Origin of the sequence: Chelativorans salis, assembly GCF_025336525.1 — a bacterium.
In the GTDB taxonomy this organism is placed as follows: domain Bacteria; phylum Pseudomonadota; class Alphaproteobacteria; order Rhizobiales; family Rhizobiaceae; genus Chelativorans; species Chelativorans salis.
Genome location: NZ_JAOCZP010000001.1, coordinates 1,065,640 through 1,089,348, shown reverse-complemented (window position 1 = coordinate 1,089,348; position 23,709 = coordinate 1,065,640). Strand labels below are relative to the sequence as shown.

At 63.2% G+C, this 23,709-nt stretch carries 25 protein-coding genes and 1 other RNA gene; 13 read left to right on the top strand and 13 right to left on the bottom strand.

Annotated features, from left to right (window positions below):
• Window positions 1-149 precede the first annotated feature (149 nt).
• From N5A92_RS05140 to N5A92_RS05120, 5 genes are all read right to left on the bottom strand, one after another.
• A complete protein-coding gene (locus N5A92_RS05140; RefSeq protein WP_260900810.1) occupies window positions 150-1,085 on the bottom strand; it encodes a hypothetical protein in 936 nt (311 codons plus the stop codon).
• Window positions 1,086-1,274, bottom strand: a complete 189-nt coding sequence (locus tag N5A92_RS05135) for a helix-turn-helix domain-containing protein (protein WP_260900809.1) — start codon at window positions 1,272-1,274, stop codon at window positions 1,086-1,088.
• The gene (locus N5A92_RS05130) at window positions 1,267-1,494 is read right to left on the bottom strand and encodes a helix-turn-helix domain-containing protein (protein WP_260900807.1); all 228 of its coding nucleotides are present in this window, start codon (window positions 1,492-1,494) and stop codon (window positions 1,267-1,269) included. Before N5A92_RS05130 ends, N5A92_RS05135 begins: the two co-directional genes overlap by 8 nt.
• Before the next feature lie 188 nt (window positions 1,495-1,682).
• The gene (locus N5A92_RS05125; RefSeq protein ID WP_260900805.1) at window positions 1,683-1,946 is read right to left on the bottom strand and encodes a helix-turn-helix transcriptional regulator; all 264 of its coding nucleotides are present in this window, start codon (window positions 1,944-1,946) and stop codon (window positions 1,683-1,685) included.
• Window position 1,947: 1 nt separating this feature from the next.
• On the bottom strand, window positions 1,948-2,274 hold the full coding sequence (locus N5A92_RS05120; RefSeq protein WP_260900804.1) for a helix-turn-helix domain-containing protein: 327 nt from the start codon (window positions 2,272-2,274) through the stop codon (window positions 1,948-1,950).
• A gap of 863 nt (window positions 2,275-3,137) precedes the next feature.
• Here N5A92_RS05120 and N5A92_RS05115 point away from each other — a divergent pair.
• On the top strand, window positions 3,138-3,560 hold the full coding sequence (locus N5A92_RS05115) for a hypothetical protein (protein WP_260900803.1): 423 nt from the start codon (window positions 3,138-3,140) through the stop codon (window positions 3,558-3,560).
• 20 nt (window positions 3,561-3,580) lie between these two features.
• Here N5A92_RS05115 and N5A92_RS05110 read toward each other — a convergent pair whose 3' ends face one another.
• The 3 genes from N5A92_RS05110 to recR form a co-directional block, all read right to left on the bottom strand.
• Window positions 3,581-3,964, bottom strand: coding sequence for a Kazal-type serine protease inhibitor domain-containing protein (locus tag N5A92_RS05110; RefSeq protein ID WP_260900801.1), 384 nt, complete (start codon window positions 3,962-3,964; stop codon window positions 3,581-3,583).
• A 72-nt stretch (window positions 3,965-4,036) separates the two neighbouring features.
• Window positions 4,037-5,275: a lytic murein transglycosylase gene (locus tag N5A92_RS05105; protein ID WP_260900800.1), complete on the bottom strand. Its 1,239-nt coding sequence runs from the start codon at window positions 5,273-5,275 to the stop codon at window positions 4,037-4,039.
• 23 nt (window positions 5,276-5,298) lie between these two features.
• On the bottom strand, window positions 5,299-5,904 hold the full coding sequence (gene recR / locus N5A92_RS05100) for a recombination mediator RecR (RefSeq protein WP_260900798.1): 606 nt from the start codon (window positions 5,902-5,904) through the stop codon (window positions 5,299-5,301).
• A gap of 93 nt (window positions 5,905-5,997) precedes the next feature.
• Here recR and N5A92_RS05095 point away from each other — a divergent pair, with 93 nt between their 5' ends.
• Entirely contained in the window at window positions 5,998-6,501 is a 504-nt protein-coding gene (locus N5A92_RS05095) for a GNAT family N-acetyltransferase (RefSeq protein ID WP_260900797.1), read from the top strand.
• A 2-nt stretch (window positions 6,502-6,503) separates the two neighbouring features.
• Here N5A92_RS05095 and N5A92_RS05090 read toward each other — a convergent pair whose 3' ends face one another.
• From N5A92_RS05090 to ffs, 3 genes are all read right to left on the bottom strand, one after another.
• Window positions 6,504-6,827, bottom strand: a complete 324-nt coding sequence (locus N5A92_RS05090) for a YbaB/EbfC family nucleoid-associated protein (RefSeq protein ID WP_260900796.1) — start codon at window positions 6,825-6,827, stop codon at window positions 6,504-6,506.
• A gap of 18 nt (window positions 6,828-6,845) precedes the next feature.
• On the bottom strand, window positions 6,846-8,663 hold the full coding sequence (locus N5A92_RS05085) for a DNA polymerase III subunit gamma/tau (protein WP_260900795.1): 1,818 nt from the start codon (window positions 8,661-8,663) through the stop codon (window positions 6,846-6,848).
• A gap of 112 nt (window positions 8,664-8,775) precedes the next feature.
• An RNA gene (ffs, locus tag N5A92_RS05080) (signal recognition particle sRNA small type) lies at window positions 8,776-8,873 on the bottom strand.
• A 115-nt stretch (window positions 8,874-8,988) separates the two neighbouring features.
• Here ffs and N5A92_RS05075 point away from each other — a divergent pair.
• Window positions 8,989-9,426 (top strand): HIT family protein, encoded by a 438-nt coding sequence (locus tag N5A92_RS05075; protein ID WP_260900794.1) that lies wholly within the window; start codon window positions 8,989-8,991, stop codon window positions 9,424-9,426.
• Between the two features lie 10 nt (window positions 9,427-9,436).
• Window positions 9,437-10,384, top strand: a complete 948-nt coding sequence (gene nudC, locus N5A92_RS05070) for an NAD(+) diphosphatase (protein ID WP_260900793.1) — start codon at window positions 9,437-9,439, stop codon at window positions 10,382-10,384.
• Between the two features lie 162 nt (window positions 10,385-10,546).
• On the opposite strand, the gene N5A92_RS05065 is transcribed toward nudC, so the two are convergent.
• On the bottom strand, window positions 10,547-11,419 hold the full coding sequence (locus N5A92_RS05065; RefSeq protein ID WP_260900792.1) for a prephenate dehydratase: 873 nt from the start codon (window positions 11,417-11,419) through the stop codon (window positions 10,547-10,549).
• 1 nt (window position 11,420) lies between these two features.
• Window positions 11,421-12,167 (bottom strand): 3-deoxy-manno-octulosonate cytidylyltransferase, encoded by a 747-nt coding sequence (locus N5A92_RS05060; protein ID WP_260900791.1) that lies wholly within the window; start codon window positions 12,165-12,167, stop codon window positions 11,421-11,423.
• A gap of 203 nt (window positions 12,168-12,370) precedes the next feature.
• Here N5A92_RS05060 and N5A92_RS05055 point away from each other — a divergent pair, with 203 nt between their 5' ends.
• From N5A92_RS05055 to N5A92_RS05015, 9 genes are all read left to right on the top strand, one after another.
• On the top strand, window positions 12,371-13,138 hold the full coding sequence (locus N5A92_RS05055; RefSeq protein ID WP_260900790.1) for a c-type cytochrome: 768 nt from the start codon (window positions 12,371-12,373) through the stop codon (window positions 13,136-13,138).
• Window positions 13,139-13,278: 140 nt separating this feature from the next.
• Window positions 13,279-15,177 carry an extracellular solute-binding protein gene (locus tag N5A92_RS05050; protein ID WP_260900788.1) on the top strand — a complete coding sequence of 633 codons (1,899 nt, stop codon included), beginning with the start codon at window positions 13,279-13,281 and terminating at the stop codon, window positions 15,175-15,177.
• 5 nt (window positions 15,178-15,182) lie between these two features.
• Window positions 15,183-17,057, top strand: coding sequence for an extracellular solute-binding protein (locus N5A92_RS05045; RefSeq protein ID WP_260900787.1), 1,875 nt, complete (start codon window positions 15,183-15,185; stop codon window positions 17,055-17,057).
• 54 nt (window positions 17,058-17,111) lie between these two features.
• Window positions 17,112-18,218 (top strand): microcin C ABC transporter permease YejB, encoded by a 1,107-nt coding sequence (locus tag N5A92_RS05040; protein ID WP_260900786.1) that lies wholly within the window; start codon window positions 17,112-17,114, stop codon window positions 18,216-18,218.
• A complete protein-coding gene (locus tag N5A92_RS05035) occupies window positions 18,219-19,370 on the top strand; it encodes an ABC transporter permease (protein ID WP_260900785.1) in 1,152 nt (383 codons plus the stop codon). It begins immediately after the preceding gene.
• On the top strand, window positions 19,367-20,995 hold the full coding sequence (locus N5A92_RS05030; RefSeq protein ID WP_260900784.1) for an ABC transporter ATP-binding protein: 1,629 nt from the start codon (window positions 19,367-19,369) through the stop codon (window positions 20,993-20,995). Before N5A92_RS05035 ends, N5A92_RS05030 begins: the two co-directional genes overlap by 4 nt.
• Window positions 20,996-21,047: 52 nt before the next feature.
• Window positions 21,048-21,962, top strand: coding sequence for a 2-hydroxyacid dehydrogenase (locus N5A92_RS05025; RefSeq protein ID WP_260901009.1), 915 nt, complete (start codon window positions 21,048-21,050; stop codon window positions 21,960-21,962).
• A 110-nt stretch (window positions 21,963-22,072) separates the two neighbouring features.
• The gene (locus N5A92_RS05020) at window positions 22,073-22,999 is read left to right on the top strand and encodes an ROK family protein (RefSeq protein WP_260900783.1); all 927 of its coding nucleotides are present in this window, start codon (window positions 22,073-22,075) and stop codon (window positions 22,997-22,999) included.
• On the top strand, window positions 22,980-23,705 hold the full coding sequence (locus N5A92_RS05015) for a copper homeostasis protein CutC (protein ID WP_260900781.1): 726 nt from the start codon (window positions 22,980-22,982) through the stop codon (window positions 23,703-23,705). Before N5A92_RS05020 ends, N5A92_RS05015 begins: the two co-directional genes overlap by 20 nt.
• The last annotated feature ends 4 nt before the right edge of the window (window positions 23,706-23,709 follow it).

Genomic DNA, 23,709 nt, shown 5'->3' with positions numbered 1-23,709 from the left:
GAAGGCGTCGAGAAAACCAGTTCGGTGAGTCTATTGCAAGCTCCGAAGTCCGAAGAGTTGCCGTCATACCTCTCTTGGCGAACACAAGCATTGTCCGCCGACGCATCGCACGGAAGATGCCACATGAAGAAAAAACCTACAGATTCCAGCTAGGCCGTAGCAGGAAATCCAAAGTGTGATCTGTAGGCGTCTACTATGCGTAGGGAATCCTGGCCGTCAATAAGGCAAAAATGAATTTCTGTGTTTCTCATAACTGAATGAGTTACGGCGAGACTGTGAATCAGTACGCGTACACTCTGAGCTATTTCCCGCCAGTGCTGTATGACATACAGGTTTGCTATTTCTTCAAAAAGCCTGAGTGCCTGATCTCCATTCTTACCCATCCGAGCAGGAGTTAAAGCACCGGCCTGCCCTGGGCCTTTAAATGCGAAGGCAGCTCCGATGCGCTTACCATTCAAACGAACCCGTGTGGATAGAAGGTCACTTTTCTCTCCACCCCAATCCTTGAAAATAGCTTCTTCCCCTATAATCGACTGGATCCCCTTTTTAAATTCATCTTCACTTATACCTTTTAAGGAGGATGATCTTGGCTCGATCCGGTTGACGCTCTTGAATGAATCAATATCATCAATTGTAATTTCTGACACCCTAATGCGAGCACCTACGTAGGTAATCTTGGTTACCATATCGGCCTCAGGTGACGAATTCCTCTTCCTCTTGGTTGGAAGCGTCTCTCTTTTCTCTTTGTTATCTGCAAGATCCAAAATTTTCTTCTTTCGCGCGTTCACCCATTCTGACTTTTCATAGTGATTTAGTTTGCTGTCCCGCTTGGAGTCGGGCGGGGATTTTACTATCACCTTATTCGAACTAAGCACGCTAAGCGCGTTTCGGACTTGCTGCTTCTGATTGCCATCAATGCCTGCGATTTCCATAATCCTGCCTATATGCGCAGGCTTTCGATGCCTTCCATAAACAGCATTAAAGACAGCTCGGCGAACTTTATCAGTTCCGAGTACGCGAGCCATACTTTGAAGTGTTTCTTCTACGTTCGCGTGATCGTCGATAACTGAAACAGGCTTATGCATCTAATTTAGCTTCTTGGCTTCTTTCAACAGACCTTTTGGGAACATCACACTAAGTGTCGATTCAGCGATTCCCAAAGTGGCAGCAATTTGGCTTTGGCGAAAGCCTTTACTGATCAAGTGGAGGATCATTAGCTTCTTCAGGCCGTCAAGCTCTGCTGCAATCTTGAGTATGTCTTTGTCCTCATTCATGTTCGTGTCCCTCTTCCCTACCGACGATCTTGCTGGTCGCGGATCGAGGTTTTCTCACCATCGTTCCCCTTGGAATCATCCGGCTCATAGTAGCTTCGCTGATCTCCAGCATGGATGCTATCTGCCGCTGCGGAACATCGTTGCGGAGAAGCTGTAGGATCAAGAGCTTTTTTACAGCTCGTGTTTCGTCCACGAGTTCCTTGAGAAGTTTATTCTCCATCGCTCTCACTCGCCTCCAAACGATTTCCGAAGCGGATCATCCCCGCTAAGAGGCCCTTGGGAAACATTCTACTAAGGCTGGTTTGGCGCATCCGTAGAGTGGCTCGTTCTCGATCTTGGGTGGGACCATCGATGATGAGACCAAGGAACAGCAGTCTCCTAACTGCATCTGACTCGGCGCTTGCTAGATCATTCTTTGTCATCGCCTTCCGTTTTCTTCTTGGGCGTCCTTCCCAGCGAAGGCTTTAAGTTCCCGGTCTTCCTAGCGTTAGAGAGCGCTACACTGACAGTGTTAGGCGTTGTGCCGAGAATCTCCGCTATATCCTTAGACGACAGCCCGACACGTCCCAGAAACAGAATTTTGTCCTTCTGCGATTCAAACCCCGCCACGGCTAAATGGGCTTGAATGCGGATTAGCGTGTCAATCTTCTGTGCAAGCGTCTCCTCATCCATCTTAATCGCTACCTTTTTTCCTTGCATTTTGGAGGAGGCGATCTGGGATCGGGTATACATGCACGGGCTTCACATTACCTTCTTGTGTAACCCGAATCAAAATACCTTCCTCAATCCATCGTTTTATCATTCGACTAAATTGGCCGGCATCGATGCCGAGCTTGGTGGCAATCTCCTTTTGTGTGTTAGTACCATCGCACAAATTGAAAGCCTCTAATGACTTCAGATTTGATTGCGGGGCCACAACCTCAGCAAGGCGTTCAGGGGTGAACGTCTGCCTTGCAACAAGTGACATCATCGCGCGCAAATAAACCTCGCCATTATCCATAGTATCCCTCCGCCAGACATGGCAGAAAATATGGAATTATGGCGCTCAGTTTTCAAGAGCGGAGAATCTGTCGCTTTCCTCTTTCCTCCAGAGTGATAACCTTGGAGGCACATATAAGGAGAATAAAAAAATATAATTCAAAGACTTATCGAGAGCGATATAAGAATCCTTATCTGCCTAGTTTCTGTTGAAAACCTGCTTCGCGCGTGGAGACTAGCTCCTTAGCGCGACAAGTAATTCTGATCTGAAGCTAAGGTGAGTCGTGGGCCTCTGCTCAAGAGACTTCACCGTCTGTCCCTCCGATCGCTTGGAAAACCACGTGGATAAAATCCACCCCCACTTCTCCCCAACCCGTTGATCCTCCACCACTTCCAAACTTTTTCGCCCCAATTTTATCCCCCCTCTCTAATCCAGCACTATCCTAAGCCCGCCCATCCCGCGGGGACGCAGGTCGCGACGGTGATCTCGCGAGGATGGGTCGGCGCCTCCGGCGGGTCGCTAACGTGGCGGCCGGCCCGGGGAGGCTCCGCCCAAGGATTCCCCTGCCGCCACTACGGGCGGCGCGTGCCGGACGGTGCACTTTAAAGGGGAGCGGAGGAATGACGGGCAACGTGGCAGCCCCGAGCGGGTCGAAGGGCCACCCCCGTCGCGGAAGGCAATGCCTTCCACAATCCACTCCCTGGAAGCGGAACGGGCGGAGACGGAAATCGCCGGACGGGCGGCCTGCGGGTCGCGACTAAACTAGACGAGCGACACAAAGGCCGCCCGTCTCCCCGAACTGAAGCGCACCCGCCGGCCCACCGGCGGGAAGGAAAAGCGCGTGCCCGCATCTCCCGAAAACCCGGCAAGGAAAGGAACCCGCGATGGACGAACCCGAAAACCCCGACAGCAAAAACCCGGGCGAAGACGCCAAGAGCTGGTATCCCCGCTTCAAGGTGCCGCCGATGGAGCCTGTCACCTGGCGCACCGAGGAGCAGCAGGCGATCTTCGATCGCGGCCGCGCCGAGTATTGCGAAATGCTCGGCATCTATCTGCTCCTCTTCCAGGCGCTCTGCACGCACCACGGTTTCCACCGCACCTGCCGCATCGGCAAGTGCCGCCGCAGCGGCAGATGCTGCGGCCGCCGCCCGGAGGACGACTGGACCTTCCCCTTAAAACCCCTGATCCCGCCCTGCGTGCCGCTCGACGCGGAGGTCATCGAGCCGCTGCGCGATGAGCTCAGGCACGCGGTTAAGGGCGGCGCGGCGGAAAACCGCCCGGAGGAGGGCGACGGGGAGGATCGATGACCCGCCCCGCCGGGTTCACCTCAGCATTCGCCGCGCCGCAGGATGCGGTAGTCGGCGGCCTCGGCCTCGCAGGCGTTGCCGAAGGTGCGAATGCGGTTGCCGCGCCGGGCACAGACGGGCGCATATTCCCTTGTGCAGAACTGCGGCCGGTCAGGACGGCTCGACTGGGGCCGGCATTCGCCCCGGTGCACCGGCCGGAAGCCCTCGGCCTCCGCGAAGCAGGCGTTGGAGAAGGTGCGCAGCCGCTCTCCGCGCCGGGCACAGACGGGGGCGTATTCCTGGGTGCAGATCTGCGGGCGCGGCGGGCGCGGGCGCTCCTCTTCGACGACGACGGTACAGGCGGACAGGATGAGACCGGCAAAGGCGATGACGCCAAGGCCTGCGAGCGGTTTGAAGTAAGTCACGGAACACCCTCCTTCTGGATACTGCATGAAAAACCCCAACCGCACGCGGCGCCCCACCCGGCGGCCGGCAGCTTACCTCAGTTGCCGCGCCAGGTCTCTATCGGGAAAGCAGGTGGCCACCCGCCCCGCCTTCTCCTGCCACCGGCCGATGGAGCGCCGCGTCTTGAAGCCGGCAAGCCCGTCGGCACCGCCGACATCGTGGCCCCGGGCCTCCAGCGCCCGCTGCATGGCCGCGATATCGGCCCGGCTGAGCCCGTCGACGCGGCTCCACCCGGCGGCAAAGGAGATATCCCCATACATGATGCGGTCGCCCGCATGACCGACGAAGAGCGCATAGAGATCGCTCTCGTTGTAATCCTTCAGCCGGTAAAAATTCGGCGTGACGATAAAGGCCGGCCCGAGCCGCCCCGCTGGCATCATCAGATAGCCCTCGCCTTGCATCTCGTGCGCGGGAAAGGCCTTGCCGCCCACCCGCGCAATCCCCATCGCCGCCCACTCGGCGATGCGCCGCCCCCGGTCCGGCCCCTCCTCGGCGCAGGAGACATTTGCCGGCACCGTCACCTCGAACCCCCAGTCGCGCCCGCGCACCCAGCCGTGGCTTGCCAGGTAATTGGCGATGGAGGCGAGCGTGTCGGGCACCGAATTCCAGATGTCGGCCCGCCCGTCGCCGTCGCCGTCGTCGGCGTATTTCAGGTACGAGGTGGGCAGAAACTGCGGCTGCCCCATGGCGCCCGCCCAGGAGGAGCGCATGGTCTCAGGCCCCACACCCCGCTTCTCCACCATCTCCAGCGCCGCCAGCACCTCCTCGCGGAACATCTCCTTACGCGTGGCCAGAAAAGCCTTGGTCCCCAACACCTCGAAGGCGTTGTAGGGAATCTTGGCGCTACCGAAGCCGGACTCGCGCCCCCAGATCGCCAGCACGATGCCGCGCGGCACACCGTAGCGCTTCTCGATCGCGGAAAGCGTCGCCGCATGCTGCGCGGCCAGCCTTCGGCCCCCCGAAACCACGCCGCCGATATGGTCGAAATAGGCCGAGGGTGCACGAAACTCGGCCTGGTGCTGCCCGGTCCCCCGCGGCGCGCTCTCGCCAGGCATCACCAGGTCCGGCAGCTTCAGGTTCGGCGTTACACCGGCAAAGGCGGCATTGAAGGTGGCCGGCGAAATCCCACGCGCCCGCGCCTCCGGCCACAGATCAGCTTGAAGCCATTGGGCGAAGAGGTTGGAGACGTTCTGTGCGATGGCAGGGGAGGGGGCGATGAGGGATGAAAATATGAGCAGGATGGCAGCCAGGATTGGCGTGAGACTTCTCATTCCCTCCTCCCGCATCTTCAGCGTCAAAACACCGTACGCGATTTCAGCGCCGCGGCAAGCGTGCCCTCGTCGAGATAGTCGAGCTCCCCGCCCACCGGCACGCCATGCGCCAGCCGCGTCACCTTCACCCCCATATCGGCCATCTGGTCGGTAATGTAATGCGCCGTCGTCTGCCCCTCCACGGTGGCATTGACGGCGATAATGATCTCGCCAACGCCGCCCTCGGCCACGCGGTTTATAAGCCCGGCGATGTTGAGATCCTCCGGCCCCACGCCATCGAGCGGCGACAGCGTGCCGCCCAGCACGTGGTAGCGCACATTCATCGCCGCCGCACGCTCCAGCGCCCACAGATCCGCCACGTCCTCCACCACGATCAGCGTCCCCGCATCGCGCCGCGGGTCGGTGCAGATGGAGCAGGGGTCGGCGGTGTCGACATTGCCGCAGACCGAGCACACCCGCACCTTCTCCAGCGCCTCGTTCATCGCCGCCGAAAGCGGCTCGAAGAGCTGTTCCTTCTTCTTGATGAGATGCAGCGCCGCCCGCCGGGCCGAGCGTGGCCCCAGCCCCGGCACCTTGGCCAGGAGCTGTATCAGGCGTTCGATCTCGGGACCGGCGATTCGCTTGGACATGAGGAGGGTTTAACCGGGAACGAAGGAATTGGGTAGCGTCAGCATCGCAGCCAGCTATGCTGCTGGGCGACTTTCGAGGAGGAGATGCCCGCCATGGCCGATATCGCCATCCGCGTCGCCACGCCCGACGACCTCCATGTGCTGTCGGACCTCATCGCTGCTTCCTACGCCATGCTCGCCGACGGCTCCTACGAGCCGGAGAAGCTTGCTAAGGCTCTCCCCGTCATGTCGCGCGCGAACCCGAAGCTGCTTGCGAGCGGCACCTATTTCGTCGCCGAGGCGAACGGCGAACCTGCCGGCTGCGGCGGATGGACGTTCGAGACGCCGGGCACGGGCGAAATCGACGAGGGGATCGCGCATATCCGCCATTTCGCGACCCATCCGGCTCATCTGCGCAAGGGCATTGCGCGGCAGCTTCTCGACCGCTGCCTCTCCGAGGCGGCCGCGGCCGGCGCCCATACGATGAAAAGCCGCTCCACCCTTCAGGCGGAAAAATTCTACGCCTCGGCTGGATTCCGCCGCATCGGCATCGCCGAGATCGAGTTCGTTCCGGGCGTCCGCCTCTCTGCGGTGGAGATGGAACGGGACGTCCCGTAGCATCAAAAGGGCAGCTTCATCCCGGGCGGGATCGGCAGGCCTGCCGTCATCTCCTCGGTCTTCTTCTGCATCTCCGCCTCGACCTTCACCTTGGCGTCGTTGTGGGCGGCGAGGATCAGATCCTCGAGGATCTCCACGTCATCTTCCTTGAAGAGCGAGGGGTCGACATGAAGCTTCTTCATCTCGAATCGGCCGGAAAGCGTCACCTTGACGACGCCGCCGCCGGACTGGCCCTCGGCCTCCATCGTGGCGATCTCCTCCTGCATGGCCTGGAATTTGGCCTGCATTTCCTTGGCCTTGCTCATCATGCCCATCAGGTCGCGCATGTTCGTCTCCAATCGCGCTTAGATATCGTCGTCTTCGGTGTCCGGCTCGGGCGGCACGACATCGCTAGCCGTGTCTTCCGCCACCGCGTCGGGAATGCGCACATCGAGGATGCGCGCGCCGGGAAAGCTCTGCAGGATGGCGGCCACGGCCGGATCGGCGCGCGCGTCGGCGAGCGCGGATTCCCTGCGGCCGCTTTCCTCCTCGGCCAGCGTCTTGCCGCCCGCCTCGTGCGACAGCGAGACAATCCAGCGGCGGCCGGTCCATTTCTGCAGGCGGTTCGTCAGGTCGTTCAGAAGCGTTTTCGGCGCATCCTCCGTCAGGTTGACGGCGAGCCTTCCCGGCTCGATGCGCACGAGACGGACGCAGCGCTTGAACTGCACCTTGAAGGCCATGTCGCGGTGGGCCTCGGCCAACTCCGCGATGTCGGCCAGCGAAGTTAGCGGAACCGTCTCCGGCTCGGCTTCCGGAGCCGCTGCGGGCGCAGGCGCCTGCTCTTCCCGCGGCACCTCGCGTACCAGCCGCATGGTCTGCCCGCCGCCGCTTGCCGGCATGCGCGCGGAGGCGATCGCCTGCGCACCGCCGTTGCCTGCCGGTGCGGCTGCCGGGGCTGCGGCGGCCTGGCCCGACGGCGCACTTGTGACCGCTGTCCCGGCGGACATACTCTCCACCGTCTTCAGCGCTTCGTCGAGGGTGGGCAGGTCGGCGGCGTGCGCGATGCGTATCATCACCATCTCGCCGGCTGCCACCGGCGCGTTGGACGACTGCACTTCCTGGATGCCCTTGAGCAGCATCTGCCAGGCACGCGAGAGAACGCGCACGGAGAGCGTCTTGGAGAACGCCAGCCCGCGCTCACGCTCCGCCTCCGAGAGCGCGGCGTCGCCTGCCGCCTCCGGCACGAAGCGCAGCCGCGTGACGAGATGGTTGAACTCGGCCAGGTCCGTCAGCACCGTCGCCGGGTCGGCGCCGGTGTCGTACTGGGCGCGAAACTCGGCCAAGGCCGCGGCGACGTCGCCCTTCATCACATGCTCGAACAGGTCGATGACGCGGGCGCGGTCGGCAAGGCCCAGCATGTCGCGCACGGTCTCGGCCGTCACCTTGCCGGAGGAATGCGCGATCGCCTGATCAAAGATCGACTGCGCGTCGCGCATCGAACCTTCCGCGGCACGGGCGATCATCGCCAGCGCCTCGTCCTCCGCCTCCACGCCTTCCAGCTTGCCGATGCGGGCGAGGTCCTCCTTGATCACCGCCGCATCGATGCGCCGCAGATCAAAGCGCTGACAGCGCGACAGGATGGTGATCGGGACCTTGCGGATCTCCGTGGTGGCAAAGATGAACTTCACGTGCGGCGGTGGCTCCTCAAGCGTCTTCAACAGGCCGTTGAAGGCCTGGTTGGAGAGCATGTGGACCTCGTCGATGATGTAGATCTTGTAACGCGCCGAGACCGGGGCATAGCGCACCTGATCTATGATATCGCGAATGTCGTCGATGCCCGTGTGGGAGGCGGCGTCCATCTCGATCACGTCGACATGGCGGCCTTCAAGGATGGCCTCGCAGTGCTCGCCGGGCGTCTCGAGATTGATGGAAGGTTCGTTGACGGTCTCGGTCTTGTAATTCAGCGCACGCGCAAGGATGCGCGCGGTCGTCGTCTTGCCCACCCCGCGCACACCGGTCAGCATCCAGGCTTGGGCGATGCGGCCGGCGGAGAAGGCGTTGGTGAGCGTGCGCACCATCGGCTCCTGGCCGATGAGGGCGGAAAAGTCACGCGGGCGGTATTTGCGCGCCAGGACGCGGTAGGCGCCGGCCTTGGCCTTATCCATCTGCCCGGCGTCGTTCATATGCTCGTCGCGCTCCCGTGGTCGGCGTTGCCAAAAAGCAATCTCCGGCGCCCAGTTGCCGCGAGTGTCCCCTTCGAGGCGTTGCCGCGTCAATGGTGCAACGTGGAAAAAGGTGGGAGGCTGGCACGGTGACCCGTGCCGAAGCTCGTTAGGGCTGCTTCCTTCCGGACCTGACCCGGTTGGCGAGTGGCGCGTCCACCACCAACCTCCCGCGCCCCATATCGTCAATCGCGCCGGCAAATGCAAGGGCAATCGGGGACAAAGGAAAGGCTTGCAGCAGCACGATGCGCATTCTAGCCTTCTTTTGAGGAAAAGGGAGAAGCCATTGCTTCCGGGTAAGGAGCGAGGATTCACGCTGGATGCGCGGCTGGAGGAGGAGAGCCTGCCAGTCGTGTGGCTGGGCCTTTGCGAGTTGCGCATCCGCGACGACAGGCGCTGGCCATGGCTCCTGCTCATCCCGCAGCGCCCGAATGTCGAGGAGATTCACGACCTGACCCCGCTCGACCAGGCGATGCTGAGCTTCGAGACCAATCTGGTGTCAAAGACGCTGAAGGAGCTGACGGGCTGCACGAAGATCAATTGCGCCGCGCTCGGCAACATCGTGCGCCAACTGCACGTGCATGTGATCGCCCGCAGCGAGGGTGACGCCGGTTGGCCCGGCCCCGTCTGGGGGCACGGGGTGAGGGTGCCCTATCGCCGGGAAGACCTGCATCAGTTTGCCGAGAAAATACGCAGCCGGCTCGGCGGAGATACTGAACAATAATGAGGAATGCATGAATTTCGCTCCGCCGGAGGCGCGGTCCGAGGCCGAAACGCAAATCGCCTTCACCGGCAACCTCATCGACCCGCAGTCCGAATACCGCACCGACGACGCTGCAGGGACAGCCCTGAAGGATCCCGTCGCACGGCTGATGCTGGTACGGGAGGGACGTCTATGCCTGAAGGTGAGGGACGGCGGGTTCGATCCCTATTTCTCACTGGCTGAAGCGGACGCCTTGGAAGGGCGCCTTGGCGAGGCCGTGCTGCTTGGCCGCTCGGCCCGGGGCCCGATCCTGGCGGCGCCCTACGACCGCGACAAGGAGGCGTTGCCCGACGATCTCAAATCCATCGACTTCCGCTCGATCTACATGCAGGGCATTCTCGCCTCAGAAGACCTTGGGGCGCTGGCGCAGGGCGCGGCCCTTCTTTCCTGGCACGAGAACCATCGCTTTTGCGGGCGCTGCGGCGGCGAGACGGTGATGCGCGCCGGCGGTTACCGGCGTTTCTGCTCGGCATGCGAGCGCGAGCACTTCCCGCGTACCGACCCCGTCGCCATCATGCTGGCGGTAAGGGGGGACCAGTGCCTGCTCGGCCGCAGCCCGCATTTCGCGCCCGGCATGTATTCCTGCCTCGCCGGCTTCATCGAGCCGGGCGAGACCATCGAGAACGCGGTGCGGCGGGAGACGTTCGAGGAATCGGGTATCCGTGTCGGCCCCGTAACCTACCAGGCAAGCCAGCCCTGGCCGTTCCCCTATTCGCTGATGATCGGCTGCATCGCCGAAGCCGTCAGTGAGACAGTGGATCCGGACCTGAGCGAGCTGGAGGACTGCCGCTGGTTCCCCCGCGAGGAAGTGCGCCGCATGCTTGCCGGCACGCACGAGGCGGGGCTGATGACTCCGCCGAAAGGCGCTATCGCACGGCACCTGATCGCCGGCTGGGTAGAGGGAAGTAGAGAAGGCTAAAGGCGCAAGGCATCCCTCCCTCGTGGTTCGACAGGCTCACCATGAGGGCTGTGTTGCGCCCTTCCCCAAACGTTGCGGCTTACGCCGGCGCTGCCTTGCCCTCACCCTCATGGTGAACCTGTCGAACCACGAGGGTGAAGGCACCCACCTTCGTCTCTCCTGCTAATCCTCATCCTCGCTCTGCGTGGCGCGGAAGGGGTGGGCGGCGTAGACGCCGAGGATGCGCACCTCGCGGGAGAAGAAGCCGAGCTCTTCCAGGGCCAGCGCCACGCCTCGGTCTTCCGGGTGGCCTTCGATGTCGGCATAGAACAGCGTGGAGAAGAACTTGCCGCCGAGCTGGTAGCTTTCCAGTTTGGTCATGTTGACGCCGTTGGTGGCGAAGCCGCCCATGGCCTTGTAGAGCGCGGCCGGTACGTTGCGCACGCGGAAGATGAAGGTCGTGATCATCGGCTGGTCCGGTGTCGCGCGCTTCGCCCATTGTCGCTCTTTCGACAAAACTACGAAGCGGGTCACGTTGCTGTCCGTGTCGTCGATATTTTCGGCGAGGATTTCGAGGCCGTAGAGCTCGGCTGCCAAGCGCGGGGCGATGGCGGCGTTGGCCCGCACCTTCTCCTCCGCCACGAAACGCGCGGCACCCGCGGTGTCGCCTGCAACCATCGGCTTCCAGCGATGCTTGCGGATGATCTTGCGGCATTGGCCGAGCGCGTGGATATGGCTGTAGACGGCTTTGATCTCCGATTGCGCCACGCCCGGCAGCACCATGAGCTGGAAGCGGATGGGCAGGAAATACTCGCCGACGATGAAGAGCTTGGATTGAGGCAGGAGGTGGTGGATGTCGGCCACGCGGCCGGCGATGGTGTTCTCTATGGGGATCATGGCGAGATCGGCCTTGCCGGTCTCCACCGCGTTGAACGCATCCTCGAAGGTGGCGCAGGGCAGCGGCTCCATGTCGGGGAACATGTTACGGCACGCCGTGTCGGAGTTGGCCCCTGGCTCCCCCTGGAAAGCGATCTTGTTGGTCTTGTTCGGCCCCATCTCACATACCCGTCTTGCCTGTCAAAATCTTTCTGGCGCGCTCCAGGTCCGCCGGCGTATCCACACCGAGCGGTACCGAGCGCACGATCTCGGCATCGATGCGCATGCCAGCCTCCAGCGCGCGCAGCTGCTCCAGCCGCTCGCGCATCTCCAGCGTCGATGGCCCGAGCGCCACGAAACGCTCGAGTGCTGCGCGGCGATAAGCATAGATGCCGACGTGATGGTAAAGCGGGCCCTCGCCCCACGGAGCGGTTGTGCGCGTGAAATAAAGGGCGCGCAGCCGGGCGGCGGCGGCATCGAGCGGCGTGCCGACGATCTTCACCACGCTCGGAGCCGTCTTTTCCTCTTCATCGACGATCTCCACGCCCAAAGTGGCGATGTCGACGGCGCCGTTCTCCAACGGGCGCAGGACGGCGTGGATATCGGCGGGGGGGATGGTTGGCAGGTCGCCTTGGAGATTCACGACGATCTCCGCCTCATGGCCGGGATCAATGACACCAAGCGCTTCGAAAATGCGGTCGGAGCCCGACTGATGATCGCCGTGCGTCAGCACCGCCTCCATGCCCTCGGCCTCAAGGGCAGCAACGATCTCCGGCGTATCCGTCGCCACGACCACGCGTCCGACGCCGCTTTCCAGCGCCCTTGCCGCCACCTGGGCGATCATCGGCTTTCCGGCGATATCGGCCAGCGGCTTTCCGGGCAGCCGCGTCGATGCCATGCGGGCGGGGATAAGAACGATCACTGTCATGGAAGGATGGGCCGGTCTCGCGGGCTTGAAGGAAAGTGGCAAAAGGTCTCACTCGCGAGAGCCTTATATGTGTTGCAACGCCGAAGCAAAAGACCTAGTTTCCGCGCGATTTTACCGGCAGCGGCCGAACGCGGGGGACACGGGAGCGGTGTAGACGACGCCGGCCTGCCGCGGGCGTCCGGACAAAGGGAGCCCCAGGGCGTATGGACTCTTTCGAACTCAACAAGATCATCGGTGCGCTTCTCGGCGTTGTTTTCGTCATCTTCTCCGTTAGCCTGCTTTCCGAGACCTTCTTTCACTCTCCCGCACCGGAAACGCCCGGCTATGCCATCGTAGTGCCCGAGGGCGAGGGGCCGGCCGAGGGCGACGGTGAGCAGGCGCCCGAATCGGTGCTGCCGCTTCTCGCGGATGCCGATCCGTCTGCCGGCGAGGCCGTGTTCAAGCGTTGCCAGGCCTGCCATACTGTGGAAGAGGGCGGACCCAACAAGGTGGGGCCGAACCTTTGGGGCGTCGTCAATCGTCCGGTCGCAAGCCACGAGGGCTTCAGCTATTCCGCAGGAATGCAGGAGTACGCGCAGGGCGGCGAGGTTGTCTGGGACTATGAGAATCTGGACCACTTCCTGGCCAGCCCAAAGGCCGAGGTGTCGGGGACGGCGATGGCCTTCGCTGGTCTGAAGAACGTGGAGGACCGCGCCAACGTCATCGCCTATTTGCGCACGCTTTCCAACGATCCGGCGCCCCTGCCGGAAGCGCCGGCCGAAGGCGAAGGAGAGGCCGAAGACGACAGCCAGGCGACCGGCGACGGGCAGGAGGCGGCCCCCGCCGAGGGTGGCGCGCAGGCGGCCCCCATGGAGGATAGCGCCGAAGAGGCTCCAGCGGAGCAGCAGGAGGCCGAGACGGAAGAAGGCGCCGATGGCGGCGAGGCCGCGGCACCCGCCGAAGAGGAACAGCCGGCCGCAACCGAGCAGTGAGCGTCGCTGCGGTTCCCAACCATGAAAAAGCCGGCTTCGTGCCGGCTTTTTGTTTCCGCGCCCATTCGGCCCGGTCCCATTTGCCTTCGGCGCCGGATGAACTAGTTTCGAGAAAAAAGGCAGCCAGGAGGCGAGCGAGGATGCAGGCGTTGCATGGATCGACAGGGGGCGTCGGGAAAGCGGCCGGTCTGCTGGCCGGCGTGGCGGCCGCGCTTCTGATCGCAAGCGTTTCCGCCGGCGCGCAGGAGTGGCGCACGACCAGCTCGCTTATCGACTCCGACGTCGAGAGGGAGCCTTTCGAGCGCTACGACTACGTGAACCCTGACGCACCGAAGGGCGGGACGCTGAATTCCGTCACCACCGGCACGTTCGACAGCTTCAACCCCTTCATCGTACGCGGCACGTCGGCCGCGGGCCTTACCAATTTCGGCGGCTTCCTGTGGGAGACGCTGATGCAGCAGTCGCCCGACGAGCCCAGCACCAGCCATCCGCTCATCGCCGAAGCCTTCAAATATCCCGACGACTACTCCTCTGCGACCTACCGCCTCGATCCCGACGCGCGCTGGCACGACGGCACGCCGATCACCGCCGAAGACGTGGTGTGGTCGCTCGATGTGCTGAAGGAGATTAGCCCCCTGCACAACCGCTACTTCGCCAACGTCGAGGAGGCGGTGGCGCTGTCGGAGCGCGAGGTGGAGTTCCGCTTCAACGAGACAGGCAATCGCGAGCTTCCGCACATCATGGGCGACCTGCCGGTGCTGCCCAAGCACTGGTGGGAGGGCACCAGTCCCGACGGTCGCCAGCGCGACGTGACACAGCCGACACTGGAGCCGCCGCTGGGAAGCGGTCCTTACCGCATCGCCCGCTTCAATCCGGGTTCGGAAATTGTGTGGGAGCGGGTCGAGGACTATTGGGGCGCGGATCTGCCGGTCAATATCGGCCGCAACAATTTCGACCGCCGGCGCTTCACCTATATCCAGGACGAGAATGCCGCCTGGCTTGCCTTCACCAAGGGGGGGCTGGCCGACATACGCGCCGAAAACAGTTCGCGGCGCTGGATGACGGCCTATAACTTCCCCGCCGTCGAGGAAGGCGACGTGATCAAGCGGGAGTTTCCGGACGGCGGCGCGCAGCCGATGCAGGCCTACGTATTCAACATGCGTCTGCCGCGCTTCCAGGATCGGCGAGTGCGCCGAGCGCTGACGTTGGCCTTCGACTTCCAAACCATGAACCGCACCCAGTTCTTCGGCCAGAACAAGCGCACGTCGAGCTATTTCGAGGGAACCGAGCTCGCCGCTACGGGGCTGCCGGAGGGGCGGGAGCTGGAAATCCTGGAGGAGTTCCGCGACGATCTTCCCCCCGAGGTCTTCAACGAGGAGTTCACACTGCCCGTCTACGACGATCCCCAGGCGGAGCGCGAATATCTGCGCGAGACCGTGCGGCTGTTCCGCGAAGCAGGCTGGGTCATCCGCGATGGCCGCATGGTGAACGAGGAGACGGGGGAGCAGTTCCGCATCGAATTCCTCGGCCGTGGACAGACGGACGAAGTGATCATGGGAGGCTTCATTCCCTCGCTGCGCAAGATCGGCATCGACGCATCGCTGCGCATCGTCGACACGTCCCAGTATATCAGCCGCATCAACGAGTTCGAGTTCGACGCGGTGACGGGAACGTTCGCCCAGACACTCTCGCCTGGCAACGAGCAGCGTGATTTTTGGAGTTCCGCTGCAGCGGATGCGCCCGGATCCCGCAACCTGGCCGGCATCGAGAACCCGGTCGTCGACGCATTGGTGAACAAGGTGATCTTCGCCAAGGATCGCGAGGATCTCGTCGCCGCCACGCGGGCGCTCGACAGGGTGCTCCTGTGGAACTACTACATGGTGCCGCAATGGCACCGGCCGGTGACCTGGATCGCCATGTGGAACAAGTTCGGCATTCCGGAGGAGCAGCCGGAATATACGGGCGTGGATATCGATTCCTGGTGGATCGACCCTGAGCGCGAGGCCGCATTGGCGGCCAAATACAGGAGCCAGAACTGACGCATATGCAACTTCCTTGGCCTTCGCGTCGCCAATTCCTGAAGCTTACCGGTGCGGCGGTCGCCGTGCCGCTCCTTGGCCGCCCGGTATTTGCGGAGACGCCTACGGAGACACCGCTCCACGGCTTGTCGGCGTTCGGTGATCTGAAATATCCGCCGGACTTCACGCATTTCGACTATGCGAGCCCCGAGGCTCCTACGGGCGGCACCTTCAACTTCCAGCCGAGCTATTGGTATTACAATCAGAACGTTCTCACCTTCAACACGCTGAACAGCTTCGTGCGTACCGGCGACGCCCCGCCGCGCATGGAGATGTGCTTTGATACGCTGATGGAGGACGCCTGGGACGAGCCGGACGCCCTCTATGGACTCCTTGCCGAAAGCGTCACGATCTCGGAAGACCGCAACAGCTTCACCTTCAAGCTCAGGCCCGAGGCGCGCTTCCACGATGGTTCGCCGCTGACGGCGGAGGATGTGGCCTTCAGCTATAACCTGCTGAAGGAGAAGGGACACCCGCAGCTCGCTCTGCCGCTTGCCGAGATGGTGTCGGCGGAAGCGTCGGGCGAGCACGTGTTCCGTCTCGTCTTCTCGGGCGAGCAGTCCGAACGGACGATCCTCGACGTTGTGGAATACCCCGTCTTTTCCAAGGCTTCCCTTGAAGGCAAGGCTTTCGACAGCAGCAGGATTGAGCCGCTGCTCGGCTCCGGCCCCTACCAGATGGGCCGCTTCTCCGCCGACCGCTACATCGAATACGATCGCGTCGAGGACTATTGGGCGCGGGACCTGCCGGTGCGCCGCGGCCTCTATCTTTTCGATCGCATCCGCATCGACTTCTTCCGCGACCGCAACGCGGCTTTCGAGGCCTTCAAGAAAGGCGAAGTGTTCTGGCGTGAGGAGTTCACCTCACGCCTCTGGGCCACCGGCTACGACTTTCCCGCCCTGCGCAGCGGAAAGGTGGTTAAGCAGGAGTTTCCGGAAGAGCGTGTCGCCGATATGCAGGCCTGGGCACTCAACCAGCGGCGCGCGCGCTTTCACGATGCGCGCGTGCGAGAGGCCATCGGCCTGTGTTTCGATTTCGAATGGACGAACCGCAACTTCTTTTACGGCCTCTATGAGCGCAGCGTATCGCCCTTCGAGAACACGGATTTCAAGGCCACTGGCGCATCGTCGCCCGAAGAGCTCGCTCTGCTCGAACAGTTTCGCGGCCAGATTCCCGAAGCCGCGCTCGGCGAAGCTGTGATACCGCCTGTTTCCGACGGTTCGGGCCGGGACCGCAAGCTGTTGTCCGAGGCGCGCCGCCTTCTCACGGAAGCGGGCTGGCGCCCGCGGGGGCAGTTCCTGCAAAACGAGGACGGTGAGCGGCTCACGGTCGAGTACATGGTCAGGGACCAGGTGTTCGTGCAGGTGACGACGCCGTTCATCGAAAATCTGCGCGCCATCGGGATCGATGCCTCGATTCGTATGCTCGATGCCGCCCAGTATCAGGCGCGGCTGGCCACGTTCGACTTCGATTTGGTGGGCTTTCGTATGACGCTCGGGGCTACCCCCACTAGAGACGGGCTGGAGCTTGTCTTCCACTCAAAAACGGCGAAGGTCGAGGGCTCCCGCAATCTACCGGGAACCGCCGATCCCGCCGTCGACCGCCTTGTGGAGCTTGCAGGGCGTGCGGCAAGTCGCGACGAGTTGATCACTGCCGTACGGGCGCTCGACCGGGTTCTTCGCGCCAGGCGCGACTGGATCCCCAATTGGTATTCGCCATCTCACAGAACCGCCTACTGGGACATGTTCGGCTTCAAGGAACCGAAGCCCGATTACTTCTTCCCGGTGGAGGCCCTGTGGTGGTACGACGAGGAAAAGGCGAAGGCGATTGGTAAGGCATGACCGAAGCGTGACGACGACCATCTCTAAATCCATTTCACGCGGGGCAATCGCCTGATGGGCGCCTATATCATTCGCCGCCTGCTGCTCATGATCCCGACGCTGTTCGGCATCATGGCCATCTCCTTTATCGTCGTGCAATTCGCGCCGGGCGGGCCGATCGAGCAGATTATCGCCCAGGTCACCGGCCAGGGCGGCGGCGCCGACGCGCGACTGGGCGCGGGCGGCGGCTCCGATCTCGGTGGGCGGGACTTCGAGGCCTCCGGCGGTGAGACGACCTCCCGCTATCGCGGCGCCCAAGGGCTTGATCCGGAGTTCATCGCCCAACTGGAGCGGCAGTTCGGCTTCGATAAGCCGGCGCACGAGCGCTTCTTCCTCATGCTGTGGAACTATATCCGCTTCGATTTCGGCGAGAGCTATTTCCGCGACATATCGGTGGTCGACCTCATCATCGAAAAGATGCCGGTCTCCATCTCGCTCGGCATCTGGATCACCCTCATTTCCTACGGCATCTCAATCCCGCTCGGCATCCGCAAGGCGGTGAAGGACGGCTCCACCTTCGACATGTGGACCAGCGGCGTCGTGATCGTCGCCTACGCCATCCCCAGCTTCCTCTTCGCCATCATGCTGATGGTGCTGTTCGCCGGCGGCTCGTTCTTCGACTGGTTCCCGCTGCGCGGACTGACATCGGACAACTGGGAGCAGCTTTCCTGGCCGGCGCGGATCCTCGACTATTTCTGGCACCTTACCCTGCCGCTGACGGCGCTCGTGCTGTCGGCCTTCGCCACCACCACGCTTCTCACCAAGAACTCCTTCCTCGATGAGATCCGCAAGCAGTACGTGATCACCGCGCGGGCAAAGGGGCTCGGCGAGCGGCAGGTGCTCTACGGCCACGTCTTCCGCAATGCCATGCTCATCATCGTCGCCGGCTTTCCCGGCGCCTTCATTTCCTCCTTCTTCACCGGAGCGCTCTTGATCGAGAGCATCTTCTCTCTCGACGGGCTGGGGCTTCTGGGCTTCCGCTCGGTCATCGACCGGGACTATCCGGTGGTATTCGCCACGCTCTACATCTTCTCGCTCATGGGCCTCGTCATCAGCCTGATTTCCGACATCACCTACACGCTCATCGATCCGCGCATCGATTTCGAGCGGAGGGACGTGTAGATGTCGGACGTGCAGTCGAAGACACAGGTGGAGCGCGTGCGCCGGCGCGTCGCGCGTCCGTGGCTCTCGCCCATCAACCAGCGGCGCTGGCAGAACTTCAAGGCCAACAGGCGCGGCTACTGGTCGCTATGGATATTCCTCGTGCTCTTCGTCCTGTCGCTGTTTGCGGAGTTCATCGCCAACGACAAGCCGATCCTCGCCTCCTATAAGGGCGAGATCCTGGTTCCGGTGCTGGTCGACTATCCGGAGGAGATGTTCGGCGGCTTCCTTGCCGTCACCGACTACCGCGACCCCTTCATCCAGGAGGAGATCAAGGCCAACGGCTGGATGCTGTGGCCCCCCGTCCGCTATTCCTACCGCACGGTGAACAGCGAAATCCCCGAAGCCGCTCCGGCGAAGCCATCCTGGCTCTATACCGAGGAAGTGCGCTGCCAGCGCTACGATCTCGGTGTCGACGATCCGCGCTGCACCATCGGCAACTGGAACTGGCTGGGCACCGACGACCAGGCGCGGGACGTGCTCGCGCGCGTCATCTACGGCTTTCGCATCTCCGTCCTCTTCGGCCTGATCCTGACCGCCGCTTCCGCCGTGATCGGCGTATCTTCCGGCGCCATGCAGGGCTATTTCGGTGGCTGGATCGACCTTCTCTTCCAGCGCTTCATCGAGATCTGGTCGTCCATTCCCGTTCTCTACCTCATCCTCATCATCGCCGCCGTGCTGCCGCCCGGTTTCTGGATCCTGCTCGGCATCATGCTCTTGTTCTCCTGGGTGGCTTTCGTCGGCGTGGTGCGGGCCGAGTTCCTGCGCGCGCGCAATTTCGAGTATGTGAGTGCCGCCCGCGCACTCGGCGTGCCCAACCGCACGATCATGTTCCGCCACCTGCTCCCCAACGCCATGGTGGCCACGCTCACCTTCCTGCCCTTCATCCTCAACGGCTCGATCACCACGCTCACCTCGCTCGATTTCCTCGGCTTCGGCCTGCCGCCCGGCTCGCCGTCGCTCGGAGAACTCCTGCGCCAGGGGCAGCGCAACCTCGATTCGCCCTGGCTGGGCATTACCGGCTTCTTCAGCCTCTCCATCATGCTGTCGCTTCTGATCTTCATAGGCGAAGCCGTGCGCGACGCCTTCGACCCGCGGAAGACGTTCAAATGAGTGACCCCCTTCTCTCCATCCGCGATCTCTCCGTCGCCTTCGCCCAAGGCGAAGAAGAGATGCTCGCCGTCGACCGGGTGTCCTTCGACATCGGGCGCGGCGAGACGGTGGCGCTGGTCGGGGAATCGGGATCAGGGAAATCGGTCACCGCCCTTTCGGTGCTGAAGCTCCTGCCCTATCCGGCGGCCAGCCACCCCTCGGGGCAGATCCTCTATGGCGGGCGCGACCTTCTGGCGGGTGACGAGGCGGAGCTGCGCCGCGTGCGCGGCAACGAGATCACCATGATCTTTCAGGAGCCGATGACCTCGCTCAACCCGCTGCACACGATCGAGAAGCAGATCGGAGAGATCCTCAAGCTGCATCGCGGCATGGGCGACAAGCAGGCGGCGGAGCGTACGTTGGAGCTGCTTCACCAGGTCGGCATCCAGGAGCCGGAGAAGCGGCTCGATGCCTTCCCGCACCAGCTTTCCGGCGGACAGCGCCAGCGCGTGATGATCGCCATGGCGCTCGCCAACGAGCCGGACCTCCTGATCGCCGACGAGCCGACGACAGCGCTCGACGTCACTGTCCAGGCGCAGATTCTGGAGCTCCTGGCGAGGCTCCGGCGCGACAACGACATGTCGATGCTGTTCATCACCCACGACCTCGGCATCGTGCGCAAGGTGGCGGACCGCGTGTGCGTCATGACCGGCGGCAAGATCGTCGAGAGCGGGCCGACGGAGGAGATATTCTCCAACCCGCAGCACGCCTATACGCGCCATCTTCTGGCTGCCGAGCCAAAGGGGGAGCCTCCCCAAGCAGATCTTGGGGCGGAAAAGGTGATCCAGGGCGACGGCATCAAGGTCTGGTTCCCGATCAAGAAGGGTCTCCTCAGGCGGACGGTCGACTATGTGAAGGGCGTCGACGGGGTCGACGTGACCGTGCGGGCCGGGCAGACGCTGGGCGTTGTTGGGGAGTCCGGGTCGGGCAAGACCACGCTGGGACTGGCGCTCTCGCGCATGATTGCCTCGGATGGAGAAATCCGCTTCTCAGGCGCGCGCATCGACGAAAGATCTTTTCGCCAGATGCGGCCCCTCAGGCACAAGATGCAGATTGTCTTTCAGGATCCGTTCGGTTCCCTGAGCCCGCGTATGTCGGTTGCCGAGATCATTCAGGAGGGTCTGCGGATCCACGAGCGGCAACTTTCGGCGGAGGAGCGCGACCGGATGGTGGTGGAGGTGCTCCAGGAGGTGGGGCTCGACCCCACGGCGCGGTTCCGCTACCCGCACGAATTCTCCGGCGGACAGCGGCAGAGGATCGCGATTGCCCGGGCGATGGTGCTTAGACCGAGTTTCGTGATGCTGGACGAGCCGACCTCGGCGCTCGACATGAGCGTGCAGGCGCAGGTGGTCGACCTCTTGCGCGACCTGCAGAAGCGGCATGGCCTGGCCTATCTGTTCATCAGCCACGACCTCAAAGTGGTGCGGGCGCTCGCCAACGAGGTGATCGTGATGCGCGCCGGCAAGGTGGTGGAGGCGGGCACGGCCGACCAGATATTCCACGCACCGAAGACGGACTATACGAAGGCGCTGATTGCGGCAGCCTTCGAAATTGCGGCCGTGCCCGGTGGTGTGGTGAGCGAATAGCCGAGAGGATGTCGTGAGCAGTAAGAAGGCCGGGAGACGCGTTCTCCTTTCCATGACGGGCATGCACCCGCAGCGCTGGTACGAGCTTCTGTCGAAGGAGCGCGATGTTGTGCTGGAGCCGGAGGGGCCGGACGATCCGGGAATAGACTATGCGGTCGTTTGGAAGCAGCCGCCCGGGCTCTTGAAGCGGCTGCCGAACCTGAAGGTCATCTTCTCCATCGGTGCCGGCGTCGATCATATACTGGCCGATCCGGAACTGCCGGACGTGCCCATCGTGCGCGTGGTGGCGCAAAACCTCACGCAGCACATGGTCGAATATGTTGCCTGGCGCGTGCTCGACCATCACCGTCAGGGCATGCTCTATCGTGCGCAGCAGCGGGATAAGATCTGGTACGAGCCGCTGCAGCCGGCGGCCGAATCTGTATCGGTAGGGATCATGGGGCTGGGCGCGCTCGGGCAGGCGGCGGCGAAGACACTCAAGGCAATCGGCTTTTCCATCAACGGCTGGAGCCGGCGGGAGCACCGGATGGAGGGGGTGAGGAGCTTTTCCGGCGAGACGGGCCTGACGCCGTTTCTGAACGCCACGGATATTCTCGTGGTGCTGTTGCCGTTGACGCCGGCGACCGAGGGCATCATCGACTATTCGGTGCTTGAGCGGCTGAGAAGCGACGGGCCGCTCGGTGGGCCGTGCCTCGTCAATGCCGGTCGCGGCCAGCTGCAGCGAGAGACGGATATCTTGCGCGCGCTCGACGACGGAACGCTGAAGGAGGCGAGCCTGGACGTATTCGAGCGCGAGCCGCTGGCGCGAACGAGCCCGCTCTGGGTGCATCCTCGCGTCTTTGTGACGCCGCACGCCGCCGCCACCTCCGATCCGGCACATCTGGTGCAGCCGATGCTCGCCCAGATGGCCGCCTTCGAGCGGGGGGAGAAACTTGAAAACCTGGTGGATCGCAAAGCGGGGTACTGAGCAGCGCCGGCCCGGTATTATGTTTCGGCGGCGTCCCGCAGCCGCTATTGAAACACCGCTGGCGGCGCGATTCGCCGTGCATCGTCGAAAAGCAATACGGAAGATCTGAAATGCTCATCGCCTTCGATATCGGCGGGACGACAATCAAGGGGGCGGTGGTGCATTCCCTCGAAACCGTCGAGCCGGTGCGGCGGATGCCGACGCCAACACGGGATTTCGAGGCTTTCGTCGCCAGCCTGAAGAGCGTGATCGCGGCAGCCGATGGGAGGCCCGATTGCGTGGCGATCTCCATCGCTGGTGTCATCGACCCGGAAACCCACGCCGCCATCTGCGCCAACATCCCCTGCATCCACGGGCGCCGGCTGGAGGCCGATCTGCGGCGGGAGTTGGGCCTGCCCGTGATCGTCGCCAACGATGCCGATTGCTTCGCCATGGCCGAGGCGGCCGTCGGCGCGGGGCAGGGGCACAACATCGTCTTCGGCGCCATTCTGGGCACCGGCGTCGGCGGCGGGCTCGTGGCGGGCGGCCAACTCGTCAACACCGAAGGCGGGTTTGCCGGCGAGTGGGGGCACGGGCCGGTGGCCGCCGCCTTTGCCGGCAATCCGCCAATCGCCATTCCGGCCTTCAAGTGCGGCTGCGGGCTGGAAGGCTGCATCGACACGGTGGGCGGCGCGCGCGGCATGGAGCGCCTGCACAAGCTGCTGCACGACCAGGACTTGGCCTCGGAGAATATCGTCGCGGCATGGGAGCAGGGCGACGCGCAGGCGGCGCGGACAGTCGACGTCTTCGTTGATCTCCTCAGCGGGCCTCTCGCCATGGTGGTCAATGTCACCGGCGCCACCATCGTGCCCGTCGGCGGCGGGCTTTCCAATGCGCAAGTGCTGCTTGCCGAGATCGACCAAGCGGTGCGCAAACGCATCCTGCGCCGCTTCGACCGTCCACTGGTGGTCCGCGGCGCCTGCCGTGTCGAGCCGGGCCTGATGGGCGCGGCGCTCTTGGGATTCAAGAAGGTGGAGCGTGAGCGGCATTCTGCTTGAAGTCTGCGTCGACGATCCCGCCGGTCTGGCAGCGGCCATTGACGGCGGGGCGGATCGCGTCGAGTTGTGCAGCGCGCTGGACCTCGGCGGCCTGACGCCGCCGGCAGGTTTGATGGCGGCCGCCGCCTCGCAAGTTCCCGTCTATGCGATGATCAGGCCGCGGGCAGGGGATTTCGTCTATGCGGAGGCGGAGCTGGATGTCATGGCGCGGGATATCGAGGCGGCGCGGCAGGCTGGGTTTGCCGGAGTCGTCTTCGGTGCCGTTAAGAGGGACGGAAGCCTCGACTACCATGCGTTGAAAAGGCTGGCTGAACGCGCAGACGGGCTGGGCGTCACGCTGCACCGGGCCTTCGATCTGGTTCCGGACCGGGCGGAGGCTGTCGAGATGGCGGTCGAGCTTGGTTTCGAGCGTATTTTGACGTCCGGCGGGGCATCGACGGCGGCGGAAGGCGTGGAGGCTCTGGAAGAGGCGATCGCCGTGGCGGCCGGGCGAATATCAATCATGCCCGGCGCGGGGATCAACGTCGAGACCGTCGGCCTGCTGTTGCCGAGACTGCCGGTCAGTGAAGTCCATGCCTCATGTTCGACGGCCGAACCGGTATCGGACGCCAGGCTCGTGTCGCTCGGCTTTTCGCCGGCAAAGCGCCGTCGCACGGATGCGGCGCTCGTCCGGGCGCTGAAGGAGCGGATTTCGGCGGTGGGGTAAACAC